Source organism: Rhizobium sp. 42MFCr.1, from assembly GCF_000377185.1.
GTDB classification, from domain to species: domain Bacteria; phylum Pseudomonadota; class Alphaproteobacteria; order Rhizobiales; family Rhizobiaceae; genus Rhizobium; species Rhizobium altiplani.
Map to the genome: position 1 here is coordinate 48991 of NZ_KB897842.1, position 15869 is coordinate 64859.

A 15869-nucleotide genomic window follows, 5' to 3' on the forward strand; every position below is an offset into this window, starting at 1 on the left:
AATATGAGCCTTTCGACCACCACGCGGGAAACCGTCGCGCCGCAGACGATCTCGCCTTTAATGACGTTTCTTTTTGCGGCCGCCTGCGGACTGGTCGCGGCCAATCTCTATTACGGCCAGCCGCTTGCCGGCCCGATCAGCGCATCCCTCGGATTCACTCCGGCGGCAACCGGCTTGATCGTCACCCTGACGCAAATCGGCTACGGCCTCGGCCTTCTGCTGATCGTTCCGCTCGGCGACCTCCTGGAAAACCGCAGACTTGTGCTGACGCTGATCGCCATCTCTGCGGTTGCTTTGGTCGGCGCGGCACTGTCCTCGACACCGATGATGTTTCTACTAGCGTCGCTCTGCATCGGCCTTGCATCCGTTGCCGTCCAGGTACTTGTTCCCTTTGCCGCCCAAATGGCGCCGGACGCTACGCGCGGCCGCGTCGTCGGCAACGTCATGAGCGGCCTGCTCTGTGGCATCATGCTGGCGCGGCCCTTCGCCAGCTTCGTTGCCGAAGCAACCTCCTGGCACATGGTCTACTTCGTGACCGCGGCGCTCATGATCGCGCTCGTTGTCATCCTGAGAGCCAACCTTCCGGTCCGTGTTCCCCACACCAGACTGAGCTACGGCAGACTGCTCGCCTCGATGGCGGATCTTGCCCTCCATTCGCGCATTCTTCAGCGTCGCGCGCTCTACCAGGCCGGGATGTTCGGTGCGTTCAGCCTATTCTGGACCACGACGCCCCTGCTGCTCGCAGGCCCTGAGTTCGGGCTGACGCAGAATGGCATCGCCCTGTTCGCGCTGGCTGGCGCGGCTGGTGCCATTGCGTCGCCAATTGCCGGGCGGCTCGCCGATCGCGGACTGACGAAGGCTGCCTCGACGCTAGCGATGCTGCTTGGAATGTCGGCCTTTCTCATCAGCCAGTTCGCAACCGATGGGTCGCTGACGGCGCTGCTTTTGCTGACCGCTGCAGCAATACTGCTTGATTTCGGCGTAACCACCAATCTGGTCTGCGGCCAGCGAGCCGTCTACGCGATCAGCGCCGAGCATCGCAGCCGCCTGAACGGTCTCTACATGGCGACGTTCTTTACGGGCGGTGCGATCGGATCCGCCGTGGGCGGCTGGGCCTACGCGACCGGCGGCTGGACGATGACCGCGTGGATCGGCTTCTGCTTCCCAGCCTTTGCGTTCCTTCTGTTCCTGACGGAAGGCCGCGGCCGGCAGGCAGTCTCAGAGGCTGGCTGAATCGAATCGGAGCCGGGCGGCGCGAACCGCGTCATGGTTTGCCTCCGCCCAGTTCAGTAGCAAGGCGAGCGTGCTGTAAAGCGAGCGGCCGAGATCAGTCATCCGGTACTCGACGCTCGGCGGTTTCGTCGGAAACACTTCCCGCTCGATGTAACCGTCACGCTGCAGATCCCTTAGGGTCTGTGTCAGCATGCGCTGCGAGATATCCGGAATCATCCGCCGTAATTCGCCGAAGCGATACGGACGTTGCGACAGCGCCTCGAGCATCAGTGTCGACCACTTGCCGCCAATCTGCTGCATCATGTCCCGGACCGGGCAATTGTTGAAGTCGAGGTTGCTGAGATCGACGTCTCGACGAATGCCGGGGGCCTTGTTCTTCAGGTTGACGACGGCGCCACTCATTCTTGGTTCCCTTTTGGTAACGTAGAGCCAAAAAACTGCCTTCTTTACAGCGCGCAGTCAATTCCTAATCTAGAGCTACTCTCTTTTTGAGACCAACAGCAAACCTAGAGGAAAGACACATGAGCGAGACCATTCTCATCACGGGTGCGGCCGGCCAACTCGGCCAGCGGATCATCCATCACCTGCTTGAGACCGAAAAGGTTCCAGCGGCAAATATCATCGCCGCGACGCGCGATCCGGCCAAACTCGCGGACCTTGCCACAAAGGGTGTCATCACCCGCAAGGCCGATTTCGACAACACCGCCTCGCTCGAATCTGCCTTCAAGGGCGTCGATCGGTTGCTGATCATCAGCACCGACGCACTCGCCGTCCCCGGCCTACGTCTCAAGCAGCACAAAGCGGCAGTGGACGCGGCAGCCAAGGCAGGCGTGAAGCACATCGCCTACACCTCGATGCCCTCGCCCGATAAATCTCTGGTGACCTTTGCACCCGATCATCTTGGCACCGAGAATGCCATGAAGGCCACTGACATCCCCTACACGATCTTTCGGAATGCCTGGTACATGGACAACTATCTCCATGGCATGCCGCACAATCTCCAGTCGGGAAACTGGTACACGAGCAGCGACGGCGGCAAGGTTGCGAACATCTCGCGCGAAGACTGCGCGCGGGCAATCGCAGCGTCCCTTGCCTCCGGCAGCGATGAAAGCGCGACCTATACGCTGACCGGAGCCGAATCGCTGAGCGCCGACCAGATCGCCGCGGTCCTCTCCGATGCGGTTGGAAGGCCGTTGAAGGCCGTCAGCGTCACGGATGAGCAGCTTGGCCAAGGCATTCGCGGCGCGGGTCTTCCCGATTTCGTCGCGGACATGCTGGTCTCAGCCGACGCCAACATCCGCGCCGGCAACTTTGATCTGGTAACGGCGGATTACGAGACGCTGACTGGCAACAAGCCTCAAACGCTCAAGGGCTTCTTCGTCGCACACAAGACCGCCCTCACGGCCTGAGTCGGTCGATAAAGCCCGCTTCGCACCACCGGAGCGGGCTCACTCATGCAGTTCTCAGATCTTCTGGCCGCATGCGCGGCAGAACCGCCGAACCGTTTCGGCCATGCCGAATTCCAGCGCGTCCGCCGTCAGCCCGTGCCCGATGGACACTTCCGCGAGTTTCGGAATGCGCTTTAAGAGCGGTGGCAAATTCGCCACCGTCAGATCGTGCCCCGCATTGACGCCCAAGCCGATCGCCAGCGCCGCGTCCGCTGTCTTACCTAGCGCCTCGAGGATTGGCCCTACCCGTTCAGGCGCATCGTAGCAGCCGCCATATGGCCCCGTATAAAGCTCGATCCGGTCAGCACCGACCGCCTTGGCAATCGCGACGGCCTCGGCGTCCCCATCGCCATCGGCGAACAGCGATACGCGCGTGCCCATCTTCTTCAGCCGCGCAATGACATCAGTCAGGAAATCGCGGTGCTTGCGGAAATCCCAGCCATGATCAGAGGTCGCCTGTGAGGGGTCGTCCGGAACCAGCGTGACCTGCTCGGGTGCCACCCCAACGCAGAGATCGAGAAACTCCTCGGTGGGATAGCCCTCGATATTGAATTCGGCGTTTGGAAATTCGTCATCGATCAGATTGCGGATGATGGGCAGGTCCGAAAAACGGATGTGTCTTTGGTCGGGTCGCGGATGGACCGTCAATCCGCTCGCGCCGGATTGCAGCGCAATCCGCCCCAACCCCTCTACACTGGGCCATGGAAGATCGCGGCGGTTGCGCAGCATCGCGACGGCATTGAGATTGACGGAAAGCGTAGTCTGCATGGCGGGATTCCACTGAAGCGAAGGATGATCGTTTCTAAGCCAACGAGTCGGCATCGGCCAACGAGATTCGTACATGGATGCATGTGAATCTGTGATGACGCGAGCGTTTGGTCCGTCAACGCGGCGGCTGAATGTAGATCTGGTTTGTTCTTCGCGCTTTAAACGATCAAGCGTTTCTCCAGCGCTGATTTCTCGCGAGAAACGCGTCTCCTGGGGCAGCTTTCCCGCCGGATTGCGCTGTAAATTAAACGTCACTAATTTTGATACTAACAAAATACGTCAATCACGAGTAACGTAAGCTCGCGATATCGAAGCAAACACCGCCAGTTGCTTTGATGCCTGAACAGGAACGATCAAGAAGGAACCCCACTCAACCGCACCCTTTTTGCAATTTGCAGACGCACAATGAGCACAACGGGAGGGACCATGGCAGAAGGTTACAAGCAGGATTTCACGTCAGACCTCGCGACACAAACACGAGCGCGGCACCGTTTTCTTCCTTCTGCGGCGCTCCGCCCCGCAGATTTGCCCCGCGGGCGAGTTCCGATCGCCGACATGGCCAATGCCTTTGGCGTCACCCACCGCACACTCCACTTCTATGAGGAAAAAGGGCTCATTTCGGCCAGCCGAATCGGCCTGATGCGCGTCTATGAACCGGGCGACGTGATGCGCATGGCTGTCATCAACGCCTGCCGCGAGGCTGGAATGGCGGTTGCTGTGATCCAGGATTTGATGAGCGACCTCATAGAAGCCGACTCGCAGGAGGCTGCCGAGGCTCTGTTTCGTGACGCGCTCGTGACCCGCAAACGCGAACTCAGCGCGGAAATGTCCACATTGCATCGGCAGATGCAGCAGGTGAGCGACCTGCTCGACCGCGAGGCAGCCGAGGAGCAGCTTCTCAACGATAATCAGAGCGGCTCGATGCTCACGGATCAGGAGTTGCGGTGCCTGGCGCTGATGGCGGCAGGGCTTTCCACGCAGCGTATTGCGCGCACCCTCGACCTTCGAAATGACGATGCACAGTCACTTGAGGCCGGCATCATCCAGAAATTCCACGCCAACAATCGTTTTCAAGCCATAGCCAAGGCCGTCATGCTCGGCGTCGTCCAGGTCTGACGCCCCCGGAAAATCGCCTAGCGCACAATCGTCAGGGTTTCCGCCGCGCGCGTGATCGCTGTATAGAGCCACCGTTCGCGTGTATCGCGGAATGCCCAGCTTTCATCGAACAACACGACGTTGTTCCACTGCGAACCCTGCGCCTTGTGCACCGTCAGTGCATAGCCGTAGTCGAATTCGTCGTAGCGCTTGCGCGTGTTCCAGGGAATCTCACCCTCGACATCCTCGAAAGCCTGCTTCAGCAGTTTGATCTTCGCCGCGCCGCGATCCATGTCGTCATCCTCGGGCCGGACCAGCAGGTTGATGCCAGGCTTCGTCGTCTCCTTGGACGACGTCATCACCTGCCAAAGTGAGCCGTTGAGCAAGCCCTTTGCCGGATCGTTGCGCAGGCAGACAAGCTTGTCGCCCGTTTGCGGATATTCGGTCGCAAAACCCTTCAGCTCGCGAAGACGCTGATTGTATCGGCGTCGCGTGCGATTCGTGCCGACGAGCACCTGATCGGCATCGAGGACCAGCGACTGGTTCACCTCGCCCTTCGAGATGACCCGCGCGGTACCGTAGTCTCCGTAGCTGACTTCGTTGCCCTCACGCACCTGCATTGCAAGCTGGATGATCGGATTATCGCGCGCCTGGCGGTGAATGTCCGTCAGCAGATAGTCCGGTTCCTGATTGGTGAAGAAGCCGCCGCCCGACACCGGAGGCAGCTGCCCCGGATCTCCAAGCACCAGGATCGGTGTGCCGAAGCTCATCAGGTCGCGGCCCAAAGCCTCGTCCACCATCGAGCACTCGTCGACCACGATCAGCGCAGCCTTGGCGACTGGGCTCTGACGGTTGATGGAAAACATCGGCGCAATGGAAGTTTTGCCCGTCTCCTCGTCCTCGACAGCCTCCTCGCCGCGCGGACGATAGATCAGCGAATGGATGGTCTTCGCGTTGCTGGCGCCGCGCGACCGCAGCACCTGGGCCGCCTTGCCCGTAAACGCGGCAAACAATACGTCACCATCCACATACTCCGCGAAATGCCGCGCAAGCGTCGTCTTGCCCGTACCGGCATAGCCGAACAGACGGAAAAGCGGTGTCCGCCCTTCCTTCAGCCATTGGGAAACGGCCCTGAGGGCTTCATCTTGTTGCGGAGCAAATTGCATCGTGGATCGACTTGGCAGGATTCGCCTGACATAGGCAACCCTGAAATCCGCGCAAGCGGGCAATCGAAAGGGAATAAAATCGGCATCGATGGTGTCTCATGTCAGGCAACGCAATCAAGCGTGCCCTACACGTGAGGAGAGAGCCCATGAAATCCGCAAAGATGCTGATCGCCTTTGCCATTGCATCCGCCGCCGCAACGTCCGCATTTGCGGCCCCGCCCGTCAAGGCCGTAAAGTCCACCAAGGGCGAGGTTCTTGCCGGCGAAAACGGCATGACCCTCTATACCTTCAAGAAGGATAAGATGGGTGTCTCCAATTGCTACGACGATTGCGCCAAGAACTGGCCGCCGCTGAAGGCCGCTAGCGACGCGAAGCCGGAGGGTGCATATTCGATTGTCGAACGGAAAGACGGCAGCAAGCAGTGGGCCAAGGACGGCATGCCGCTTTATTTCTGGGTGAAGGACAAGAAGATGGGCGATATCACCGGTGACGGTGTCGGCGGCAATTGGGATCTCGTCAAACAGTGAGCGAAGCGACGTGAAGGCACCAGGTCACGACACGTTCGAGGGCCAGATCCTGGCCCTCCTTCCCTCGCTCAGGCGTTACTCGCGGAGCCTCACCCGCTCCGATGCAGACGGGGAAGACTTGCTGCAGGATTGCCTCGAGAAGGTGCTCGCCCGTCACGGACAATGGCGGGGGCTGAACCTGCGCGGCTGGGTGCTGACGATCATGACGAACCTCTATCGCAACAGCCGTCGCCAGACGGGTCGCGCGCCGTTCGTGGAACTCGATGGCGCCGAGGACATCGTATCCGTCGATCCCGCTCCCGATCCGCTCGAGCGATCGCGGCTGGAGGATGCATTAAACAGCCTTTCGGAAGAAAACCGCGCTGTGCTGATGTTGATTGTCATCGAAGGCTATACCTATCAGGAGGTTGCGACCGCACTCGACATCCCGATCGGCACGGTTATGTCGCGCCTGTCACGCGCACGCCAACGGATGGGAGAGCGCATGAAGGCAGACAATGTCGTTACGCTTCGGAGACCGAAATGAACGAGATCAACCAGACCGTGACCGAAGCGGATCTTCACGCCTTTGCCGACGGGCAGCTTCCCGAGCAGGCCCGCGCACGCATCGAGGCGTGGCTCACTGACAATCCGGGCGATGCAGCCAGAGTGGCGGAATGGTCCGCGCAAAATGCCGAGATCCGATCGCTTTTCGCGGACTATGAAAAATCCACGGACGCCGACATAGCGCTCGTCACTGGCCGGACACGCCCAGCAAACTGGCCGAAGCGCCTGGCGGCGGTGGCTGCGATCATAGCGGCTTTCGGCCTGGGAGCCTTGAGCGGCCACTACGGCCCAGCACTGTTTCAAAAACCGGATCTGCAACTGACGGAACTCGAAACCCTGCCCAACGAAGCCCGCAACGCCTTCCTGGTTTATGCCGGTGAAGTCCGCCATCCCGTCGAGGTCTTTGCCAATGAGGAAGCCCATCTGGCGACCTGGCTCGGCAAGCGGCTTGCCATTCAAAACTTGCGGGTTCCGAACCTGCAGGAACTCGGCTTCAAGCTGGTCGGCGGGCGACTGTTGCCCGTCGAGGGCAGGCCGGGTGCAATGTTCATGTACGAGGATCCGGCCGGCGAACGACTGACGGTCCTCGTCGGGCGCAAGGCTGATAACAGGTCGACCAGTTTCCGCTTCGCGTCATCGGGCAATGTCGAAACCTTCTACTGGATCGACGGCGAACTCGGCTACGCCGTTACCGGCGAGATTCCGCGCGATGTGCTGAGAAAAGTCGCCGAGGAATGCTACAGGCAGTTTCCGTCGTAAGCCTCAGCGCAGCGGGTCGCTGGCAAGCTCGATCGGCTTGCCGTGCGGCGTCGCCTCCGCCGCCCGCTGCCAACTCTTCTGCAGATCGAGGATCATGTCGGCGTCAGCGACGCCGAGTTTGACGAGAATTGCCGAAAGCGCCGCCACCCAGCAATCGAAATAGTCGCTGCCGTCTTCGGCGCGGCCGGGCTGGTGCAATTCCCGTGATAGCGTCTCAGCCCATTCGTTCCACGTAAACAGGCCCCGTTCGTGCAGATGCACTGTTATCGCGAAGGCTTCCGCAGCCCATGGCTCAGGAAAGACCGGCTCTCCATCGGGCGATTTCGGCAGCTGCGGCGATTGCGCCAGCGGCGACCGCGTCTCACACTGGCTCAAGATAGCTCTCCCAGGCATCGATCGAGATGCAGAGCGTCGGATCCGCTCCCTCACCCCAGATTTCGCCGCCGTCGAACAAGACCGTATAGACCCATTGAGGGTTCTCGCCCTTCCCATGGGCGTTGTCGTCGGGGAAGACGAAGGAGCCTTGAACAGCTTCTACCACGCCCAATTTTGAGCGTGCATAGCGCGGCAGCCGCGTATGTGTCGTCGGATTGAAATTCCTGGTTCGAACACTGTCCCCCACGGAGAAGCGTGGCGGCGTCGCCACCGGTCGGTCGCAGGGACCACCCTTGGCGAGCACGCCTGCCACCATGTCGGCCTTCAGGACACGCTTCGGCGTCGCGCCATCCATTTGCTTGTGACCGGCGTTGATCTCCTCGGCCGTCACAAAGCCATGGCGCCGCAGCAGCACCTCCAGCGCCCGCGTCCAGATCTCGTAGTAGCTCGCGCCAAGATAACTCGCCGGTGGAATGCTTTCGCGCGTATGCCGGCTCTCGTCGATATTCCAGGCGCCAAAGGCGCCGCTGGAAAGCGTAAGGCCGAGCGCACGCTTCTCCCACTCCGCATGGAAATACGGCTCGTCCCTTTCGGGCGCGACAGGGCCGAAACCCATCTGACCGCCAAGGTCGTGCGGGCCGTTCATGCCGCATCTCCTGGCGCGGCAGCCAATCCCGTTCCGATCATCGCATCGCGACTGACGAGATCTGCAAGCTGCTCCTCGCTCCATCCATCCGTGCCCGCCGGCCGCTCCGGAATGACCAGATAGCGGAGCTCCGCCGTCGAATCCCATACGCGGATCTTCTTATCCTCGGGCAAGGTCACGCCGAATTCGGCCAGCACCCCGCGCGGATCGATAACTGCCCGCGAACGGTAGGCGGGGGCCTTGTACCACACGGGCGGCAGGCCGAGGACCGACCAGGGGTAACAGGAGCAAAGCGTACAGACGACGAGATTATGCGTCTCGTCCGTGTTGAACACCGCGCGCATGTGCTCGCCCTGACGCCCGGCATAGCCAAGGCTCGCGATCGCCGCCGTCGCGCCGCGCCGCAGCCACTCCGCGAATTCAGGATCGTTCCATGCCCTGGCGACGACACGCGCACCGTTTCGTGGGCCGACCTTGGTCTCGTAGGTCTCGACGATCGCATCGATCGCCGCCGGATCGATCAGTCCCTTCTCCGTCAGAACCGTCTCCAGCGCCCTCACCCGCGCCTGCATGTCGGTATAGCGGTTGTCATGGTCATGGTCGTGGTCGTGATGGTGATCGTCGTCGTGCACGAGATAATCCTCCGCCAATTGGCGGCTTATCTTTAAGCGCTTGTAGCCGGAGCGCCAAGCCCCACTCAGGATGTCGTCGAAGCCTGCCGCAAGCTCTATTTCAGCATCGGCCAAAGGCTGAGCACCAACAACACGGCCATGGTGATGTTGAACCATTTGAGCCGGACGGGATCCGACAACCAATCACGCAGAGCCGAGCCGAACCCCGCCCAGGTCGACACGCTCGGCAGATTGACCAGCGCGAAAGCGAAGCCAACGATCAAAACACTCGCAAAGTAGATATTCGGGATCGTGTAAGTCGCCATCGCGGTAACAGCCATGACCCATGCCTTCGGGTTGACCCACTGGAAGGCTGCCGCCGACAGGAACGACATCGGGCTGACACCGCTCTTGCCTTCGTCTAGCGACCGTGAAGTCGCAATCTTCCAGGCGATCCACGCAAGATAGGCGCCACCGGCAAATTTCAGCGTCAGATAGAGAGCCGGCACCGCATGCAGCAGCGCCCCAAGCCCGAATCCGACGCCGATCAGCAGCGAGAAGAACCCTGCCCCGATCCCCAGCATATGCGGAACGGTGCGCCGGAAACCGAAATTCACGCCCGATGCGAAGAGCATCATGTTGTTGGGGCCAGGCGTTATCGATGTGGTAAAGGCAAACAGGACGAGTGCCAGAAATGTATCCAGCGGCATGAGACCTCCCGGAGGCCCGCGGTTGGTCCGGCGGGACTTTTCGATTTAGGTCAATCTAACTGACCTAAATCCACCGCTCCATGCTATCATTGTCATGGTGACACGATTGGTTGAAAGATTGGCGCGCCTCCCAATCTTCTTCGAAAACCGGAACGACCATCATGCGAGACGACGCCATCCCAACCATCAGCTTTCCCAATGGTGCAGAGGTTCCAGCCATCGGCCAGGGCACCTGGAACATGGGAGAGAGATCTTCCGAGGCCAGGAGCGAGATCGAAAGCCTGCGCGCAGGCCTCGATCTCGGGATGACGCTGATCGATACCGCGGAAATGTATGCCGACGGCGGCGCGGAGAAGATCGTTGGCGAGGCGATCCGGGGCAGACGGGATGAGGTGTTTCTCGTCAGCAAGGTGTATCCTTGGAACGCCACCCGGACGGGAACGATCGCAGCCTGCGAACGCAGCCTATCGCGTCTCGGCACGGATCGGATCGATCTCTATCTGCTTCACTGGCGCGGCGACCATCCGCTCGCTGCTACCGTCCAGGCTTTCGAGGAACTGAAAGCATCCGGCAAGATCGGCGCCTGGGGTGTTTCCAACTTCGATGCTGACGACATGGAGGAACTGCGGACCGTTCCCGCCGGAGGGAACGTCGCAGCCAACCAGGTTCTCTACAACCTGTCACGCCGAGGCGTTGAATATGATCTGCTGCCCTGGTGTCAGGAACGTCGGATCCCGATCATGGCCTATTCACCGATCGAACAGGGGCGCATTCTGCATCATCCGGAACTGATCCGCGTCGCCAAGGCCTATCAGGCAACGCCGGCGCAGGTGGCACTTGCCTTCCTGCTGGAACGCGACGGCGTGATCGTCATCCCGAAAACGTCGAACGCTGCCCGCGCCGCCGAAAACCGGGACGCAGTCTCGCTCGACATTACCGACGAGGACTGGGCGGCGCTCGATGCCGCTTTCCCGCCTCCGGCAAGAAAAAGGCCGCTGGAGATGCTCTGATCTCCAGCGGATTTTGATGGCGCGGGTTGGCACTAGTGCCGGCAAGGGCCGCGATCAGGCGGCTTTTATGTCGGGGCTACCCCCATATACCGGATAATCAGTGTACCCTTCGGCGCCACCGCCGTAGTACGTCTCACGGTTCGGCGTCGCCAACGGCAGGTCCCGCCGCAATCGCTCGACCAGATCGGGATTTGCGATGAACGGCTGGCCGAAAGCAGCGAGATCAATAAGGCCGTCCTGCAGGAACTGCTCTGCACGGCGCTTGTCGAGAGAACCGGCAAGAATAAGCGTGCCCGAATAGCTCTCGCGGAACTTGCGCAGAAAATCCCTCGAAAGAGCCGGAGCGCTGGCAAGCCCCTGATCCTTCAGATGCACATAGGCAAGTTTGCGTTCAGCAAGCGCAGTCGCAAGATGCAGGTAGGTTTCCTCGATCAAAGGATGGTGCGGCATGTCGAACAGCTTGCCGAACGGCGAAAGCCGGATACCGACCTTCTCGGCACCAATCCGCGCCACCACCGCGTCGACAATCTCCAGCACGAAGCGCGTCCTGTCTTCGACGTTGCCTGCGCCATATCGGTCGGTGCGGTCGTTGATCAGAGTATTGAGAAACTGCTCCAGGAGATAACCGTTGGCACCGTGGATCTCGACGCCGTCAAATCCGGCGGCAACGGCATTGGCCGCAGCATTCGCAAAGTCGTTTACGACCCTTGCGACCTCGTCAGTCCCAAGCGGTCGCGGCACGCTGGCTTCAACGAAACCGGCAACACCTTCGTCGTTGAACGCGTAGGCCGTGCTCTTATCGTCGCGCGCCGGCTTGGCGCTGGAACTGACCGGCTGGCCGCCAGCCGGCTGAAGAGAGGTATGCGACATGCGGCCGACGTGCCAGATCTGCGCAAAGATCTTCCCGCCTTCCTCGTGCACGGCCTTCGTCACGCCCTGCCAGCCGCGAACCTGATCGTCCGACCAGATGCCGGGGATAAAGGCGAAACCCGTTCCCTCTTGCGAGATCGGCGTTCCCTCGGAAACAATCAGACCGGCGCCGGCGCGCTGGCGATAATACTGGGCGGTCTGCTCGTCGGCGATACCGTCCTTCGCCCTGGCCCGGGTCATCGGAGCCATGACGACACGGTTACGAAGCTTCTGGCCGCGAAGGTCGTAGACTTCAAAGAGAGACTTCATGAGCGCTATTCCTCAATTCGGTTGATTATCATCGACCAAACAGATATCTCTGCCGCATTCAGAAATCCAACAGATGGAAATCATGATGTCGATCGATCACGCTCATATATTGAAGTTCGACCTGAACCTGCTGGTTGCCTTTGATGCCCTGATGAGCGAGCGCAACGTCACGCGGGCGGCGCAGCGTATCGGCACATCACAATCCGCCTTGAGCCACAATCTCGGCCGCCTGCGCGCGCTTCTATCGGATGAACTCTTTGTTCGCTCGGCGCGTGGGATCGAACCAACGCCAAGGGCGCAGGAACTCGCGGAGACCGTCAGCGGCATCCTGTGCACGATCCAGTCCCGCCTGATCGAGCCGGAGCAATTCGACCCGGCAACGGACGAGCGAACCTTCACGCTCGGAATGACCGACTATCTCGAAAGCCTGTTGATGCCGCCGCTTCTCGCTTCCGTTCGCGAGCAGGCGCCACACGTCAATTTCGTGATACGGTCGCTCGACCAGGATTATCCCGCGGATCTACTGGACAGCGGCGAGATCGACCTCGCGATCGGCAAGGTGGAAACCGGCAACGAACTCCATAAACGCCGCAAGCTCTGGTCCGAGCGTTATGTCATCCTCAGCAATCCCGAGACAACCGGCCGCTCCGGCATGATCGACCTCGAGACGTTTCTCGCGACCCCGCAGGCCGTGATCGTCAGCAAGGACGGCCGCTGCCGCCTTGTGGACGAAGTGCTAGCTGAGCGTGGATTGAAACGACGCGCAGCAGTGACGACGCCGCACCTCTTCACGCTGCCGATCCTGGTTCGGGATACGCACGTACTTGCCGCCGTGCCAGCAAGCTTCGCCCGTGCCTGGGCGCCGGTGTTCGGCCTCGCCATCAGCCCAGGACCGGTGGACATCCCGCCCTATGACATCTCGCTTGGATGGCACACCTCGTCCGACCGCAACGCCGGGCACGTCTGGCTACGCCAACAGGTCCTTGCGGCGCTCGAGCCTGTCCGCGCCAAGGTCCTTCAGGCGAATGCAGGATCCGATATCGCCTTGGTCGCCGCCGAATAGATCGCTCGGATTGTCACCGGATTGCCGGAATGGGAGAAGTACCGGGCGCCCTGGCGTCCGGTACTTGTATTGGCTTACATCCCCTGCTGGCCGCGGTTCATCGCGGCAATACCGGTGCGGCAGACCTCGATGAGGCCGAGCGGCTTCATGATCGAGACGAACTGGTCGATCTTCGAGGACTTGCCGGTGATCTCCAGGATGAAGTGATCGACCGTGGCATCGACCACTTTCGCATGGAAGGCATCCGCGAGCCGGAGCGTCTCGGCCCGGGTCTCGCCCGTACCGATGACCTTGACGAGCGCCACTTCGCGCTCGATCGGACGCTCCTGGCCGAGTTCGCGGGCGCGTACCGTCAGATCGACCACCCGATGAACAGGAACGATGCGCTCAAGTTGAGCCTTGATCTGTTCGAGGACATGGGGCGTGCCGCGCGTCACGATGGTAATGCGCGACAGATGCGCCTGGTGCTCGGTTTCGGAGACGGTCAGGCTCTCGATGTTGTAGCCGCGGCCAGAGAACAGGCCGATGACGCGGGCAAGGACGCCCGGCTCGTTGTCGACGAGGACCGAAAGCGTATGGCTTTCGACCGCCGCCGTCTCGGGCGAGATGAAGTAGGCAGAGCCCGTCGGCTGAAGGTGTGCGTTCATGGTCTTGGGTTTCCTCTACCTTGATATCAAACGAGCTGACGGCCCTTGGCGTCGATCGCATTGGCGACCGCCTCGTCCGTGGCTTCGTCCGGCAGCAGCATTTCGTTGTGAGCCTTGCCCGACGGGATCATCGGGAAGCAATTGGCGAGATTGGCGACACGGCAATCGAAAATGACCGGCTTCTTCACGTCGATCATTTCCTGGATTGCGCCGTCCAGATCGTCAGGCTTGTCGCAACGCAGGCCAACGGCGCCGTAGGCTTCGGCGAGCTTGACGAAGTCGGGCATCGCTTCCGTATAGGAGTTCGACAAGCGATTGCCGTGCAGCAACTGCTGCCACTGGCGAACCATGCCCATGTACTGGTTGTTCATGATGAAGATCTTGATCGGCGCTTCGTACTGGATCGCCGTCGACATTTCCTGGATGCACATCTGGATCGAGGCGTCGCCGGCAATGTCGATGACGAGGCTTTCCGGATGCGCGATCTGCACGCCGAGCGCTGCCGGCAGGCCGTAGCCCATGGTGCCGAGGCCGCCCGAAGTCATCCAGCGGTTCGGCTTCTCGAATCCATAGAACTGCGCTGCCCACATCTGGTGTTGACCGACTTCGGTCGTGATGTAGGTGTCGCGATCCTTGGTCAGCGCATAGAGGCGCTCCAGCGCATATTGCGGCATGATGACATCGTTGTTCTTGGTATAGGCGAAGGAGTTGCGCGCCCGCCAGCGCGTGATATCGGCCCACCAATCGGCGATCTGGCTCTTCTCCGGCTTCTTCGGCAGAGCCCGCCACAAGCGGACCATGTCTTCCAGAACGCTTCCAACATCGCCGCGAATGCCAAGATCGACGCGAACGTTCTTGTTGATAGAGGACGGGTCGATGTCGATATGGATCTTCTTCGAGTTCGGTGAGAAGGCAGTGATGCGGCCGGTAATGCGGTCGTCGAAGCGGGCGCCGATACAGACCATAACGTCGCAGTCATGCATCGCCATGTTCGCCTCGTAGGAGCCGTGCATGCCGAGCATCTTCAGCCAGTTCTTGCCTGATGCCGGATAGGCGCCGAGGCCCATCAGCGTCGAGGTGATCGGGAAATCCGTCAGTTCGACCAACTCGCGCAGAAGCTTGGTCGCCTCGGGGCCGGAGTTGATGACGCCGCCGCCGGTGTAGATGATCGGACGCCGTGCACTCGCCATCATCTCGACCGCCGCATGGATCTGGTTGAGATCACCCTGGATCTTCGGCTGGTAGCTCTTCTGGATCGCATGGGCCGCAGGCGGCGTATAAGTACCGGTGGCAAACTGGACGTCCTTCGGAATGTCGACGAGAACGGGACCCGGGCGGCCCGACTGCGCGATGCGGAAGGCTTCGTGAATGATCGCCGCGAGATCGTTGACGTCCTTGACCAGCCAGTTGTGCTTGGTGCAAGGGCGCGTGATGCCGACCGTATCGGCCTCCTGGAAGGCATCCGAACCGATCAGCGAGGTCGGAACCTGGCCGGTGAGGCAGACGAGCGGGATCGAATCCATCAAGGCGTCCTGCAGCGGCGTGACGGCATTCGTCGCACCCGGACCGGAAGTAACAAGCAAGACACCGACCTTGCCGGTTGAGCGGGCATAGCCTTCGGCCGCATGGCCGGCGCCCTGCTCATGGCGGACGAGAATGTGCTTGATCTCGTCCTGCTGGAAGATCTCGTCGTAGATCGGCAGCACTGCGCCACCCGGATAGCCGAAGATATGCTCGACGCCGTTGTCCTTCAGCGCCTGAAGGACGATCTCCGCTCCCGTCATCCGATTGCCTGCTGCCTGATTGTCCGTGCCCGTCATGTTTCTTTTCCGTTTTGACTGCTGGGATTTGAGTTCTGTGGTCCGGAAGCCCGAATTTCGGGCATAAAAAAAGGCCCCTGAGGGAGCCTGTCATCTAGCGCATGGGTGGCTATCGCCGGATGGTTACACCATCCTGCCCATGCGCTTTCCCACCACGATAAGAACTACTGCGATTTTCATGGGGCGAAGTGATAGACAGAAAATTTCGCATCGTCAACGCATGCCGCAATAAAAAATCGAGCCCGATCGCACCAGCCGAACGTGTG

At 60.7% G+C, this 15869-nt stretch carries 18 protein-coding genes; 8 read left to right on the forward strand and 10 right to left on the reverse strand.

Annotated features, from left to right (window positions below; translation table 11 throughout):
• Positions 1–3: 3 nt before the first annotated feature.
• The gene (locus C934_RS0121435) at positions 4–1233 is read left to right on the forward strand and encodes an MFS transporter (protein ID WP_018858656.1); all 1230 of its coding nucleotides are present in this window, start codon (positions 4–6) and stop codon (positions 1231–1233) included.
• Here the strand turns inward: C934_RS0121435 and C934_RS0121440 are convergent.
• Positions 1219–1635 carry a winged helix-turn-helix transcriptional regulator gene (locus tag C934_RS0121440; protein WP_018858657.1) on the reverse strand — a complete coding sequence of 139 codons (417 nt, stop codon included), beginning with the start codon at positions 1633–1635 and terminating at the stop codon, positions 1219–1221. The two genes, C934_RS0121435 and C934_RS0121440, sit on opposite strands and share 15 nt — an antisense overlap.
• A gap of 119 nt (positions 1636–1754) precedes the next feature.
• Here C934_RS0121440 and C934_RS0121445 point away from each other — a divergent pair, with 119 nt between their 5' ends.
• The gene (locus C934_RS0121445; RefSeq protein ID WP_018858658.1) at positions 1755–2642 is read left to right on the forward strand and encodes an SDR family oxidoreductase; all 888 of its coding nucleotides are present in this window, start codon (positions 1755–1757) and stop codon (positions 2640–2642) included.
• A 54-nt stretch (positions 2643–2696) separates the two neighbouring features.
• On the opposite strand, the gene C934_RS0121450 is transcribed toward C934_RS0121445, so the two are convergent.
• A complete protein-coding gene (locus C934_RS0121450; protein WP_018858659.1) occupies positions 2697–3449 on the reverse strand; it encodes a pyridoxine 5'-phosphate synthase in 753 nt (250 codons plus the stop codon).
• Between the two features lie 426 nt (positions 3450–3875).
• Here C934_RS0121450 and C934_RS0121455 point away from each other — a divergent pair, with 426 nt between their 5' ends.
• On the forward strand, positions 3876–4565 hold the full coding sequence (locus C934_RS0121455) for a MerR family transcriptional regulator (RefSeq protein WP_018858660.1): 690 nt from the start codon (positions 3876–3878) through the stop codon (positions 4563–4565).
• A gap of 17 nt (positions 4566–4582) precedes the next feature.
• Here C934_RS0121455 and C934_RS0121460 read toward each other — a convergent pair whose 3' ends face one another.
• Positions 4583–5710: an ATP-dependent DNA helicase gene (locus C934_RS0121460; RefSeq protein ID WP_018858661.1), complete on the reverse strand. Its 1128-nt coding sequence runs from the start codon at positions 5708–5710 to the stop codon at positions 4583–4585.
• A gap of 146 nt (positions 5711–5856) precedes the next feature.
• On the opposite strand from C934_RS0121460, the gene C934_RS0121465 reads away from it, so the two are divergent.
• From C934_RS0121465 to C934_RS0121475, 3 genes are read left to right on the forward strand one after another with little or no spacing between them, the layout of a single operon-like run.
• Positions 5857–6237 carry a COG4315 family predicted lipoprotein gene (locus C934_RS0121465; protein WP_018858662.1) on the forward strand — a complete coding sequence of 127 codons (381 nt, stop codon included), beginning with the start codon at positions 5857–5859 and terminating at the stop codon, positions 6235–6237.
• A 10-nt stretch (positions 6238–6247) separates the two neighbouring features.
• Positions 6248–6763: an RNA polymerase sigma factor gene (locus C934_RS0121470; protein WP_018858663.1), complete on the forward strand. Its 516-nt coding sequence runs from the start codon at positions 6248–6250 to the stop codon at positions 6761–6763.
• On the forward strand, positions 6760–7542 hold the full coding sequence (locus C934_RS0121475; RefSeq protein WP_018858664.1) for an anti-sigma factor family protein: 783 nt from the start codon (positions 6760–6762) through the stop codon (positions 7540–7542). Before C934_RS0121470 ends, C934_RS0121475 begins: the two co-directional genes overlap by 4 nt.
• 3 nt (positions 7543–7545) lie before the next feature.
• Here the strand turns inward: C934_RS0121475 and C934_RS0121480 are convergent, their stop codons facing one another.
• From C934_RS0121480 to C934_RS0121495, 4 genes are all read right to left on the reverse strand, one after another.
• Positions 7546–7917, reverse strand: coding sequence for a nitrile hydratase accessory protein (locus C934_RS0121480; protein ID WP_018858665.1), 372 nt, complete (start codon positions 7915–7917; stop codon positions 7546–7548).
• Positions 7904–8563, reverse strand: coding sequence for a nitrile hydratase subunit beta (gene nthB, locus C934_RS0121485; protein WP_018858666.1), 660 nt, complete (start codon positions 8561–8563; stop codon positions 7904–7906). Before nthB ends, C934_RS0121480 begins: the two co-directional genes overlap by 14 nt.
• Complete coding sequence (nthA, locus tag C934_RS0121490) at positions 8560–9195, reverse strand: nitrile hydratase subunit alpha (protein WP_026371980.1); 636 nt, start codon at positions 9193–9195, stop codon at positions 8560–8562. Before nthA ends, nthB begins: the two co-directional genes overlap by 4 nt.
• 95 nt (positions 9196–9290) lie before the next feature.
• Positions 9291–9884, reverse strand: coding sequence for a LysE family translocator (locus C934_RS0121495; protein ID WP_018858668.1), 594 nt, complete (start codon positions 9882–9884; stop codon positions 9291–9293).
• A 161-nt stretch (positions 9885–10045) separates the two neighbouring features.
• On the opposite strand from C934_RS0121495, the gene C934_RS0121500 reads away from it, so the two are divergent.
• Positions 10046–10894: an aldo/keto reductase gene (locus C934_RS0121500; protein ID WP_018858669.1), complete on the forward strand. Its 849-nt coding sequence runs from the start codon at positions 10046–10048 to the stop codon at positions 10892–10894.
• A 54-nt stretch (positions 10895–10948) separates the two neighbouring features.
• Here the strand turns inward: C934_RS0121500 and C934_RS0121505 are convergent, their stop codons facing one another.
• The gene (locus C934_RS0121505; RefSeq protein WP_018858670.1) at positions 10949–12073 is read right to left on the reverse strand and encodes an alkene reductase; all 1125 of its coding nucleotides are present in this window, start codon (positions 12071–12073) and stop codon (positions 10949–10951) included.
• 85 nt (positions 12074–12158) lie between these two features.
• Here C934_RS0121505 and C934_RS0121510 point away from each other — a divergent pair, with 85 nt between their 5' ends.
• Positions 12159–13136, forward strand: coding sequence for a LysR family transcriptional regulator (locus tag C934_RS0121510; RefSeq protein WP_018858671.1), 978 nt, complete (start codon positions 12159–12161; stop codon positions 13134–13136).
• 74 nt (positions 13137–13210) lie between these two features.
• On the opposite strand, the gene ilvN is transcribed toward C934_RS0121510, so the two are convergent.
• Both ilvN and C934_RS0121520 read right to left on the reverse strand, forming a co-directional pair.
• Positions 13211–13783, reverse strand: coding sequence for an acetolactate synthase small subunit (ilvN, locus tag C934_RS0121515; RefSeq protein ID WP_018858672.1), 573 nt, complete (start codon positions 13781–13783; stop codon positions 13211–13213).
• Between the two features lie 26 nt (positions 13784–13809).
• Positions 13810–15603, reverse strand: coding sequence for an acetolactate synthase 3 large subunit (locus tag C934_RS0121520; protein WP_018858673.1), 1794 nt, complete (start codon positions 15601–15603; stop codon positions 13810–13812).
• Between the last annotated feature and the right edge of the window lie 266 nt (positions 15604–15869).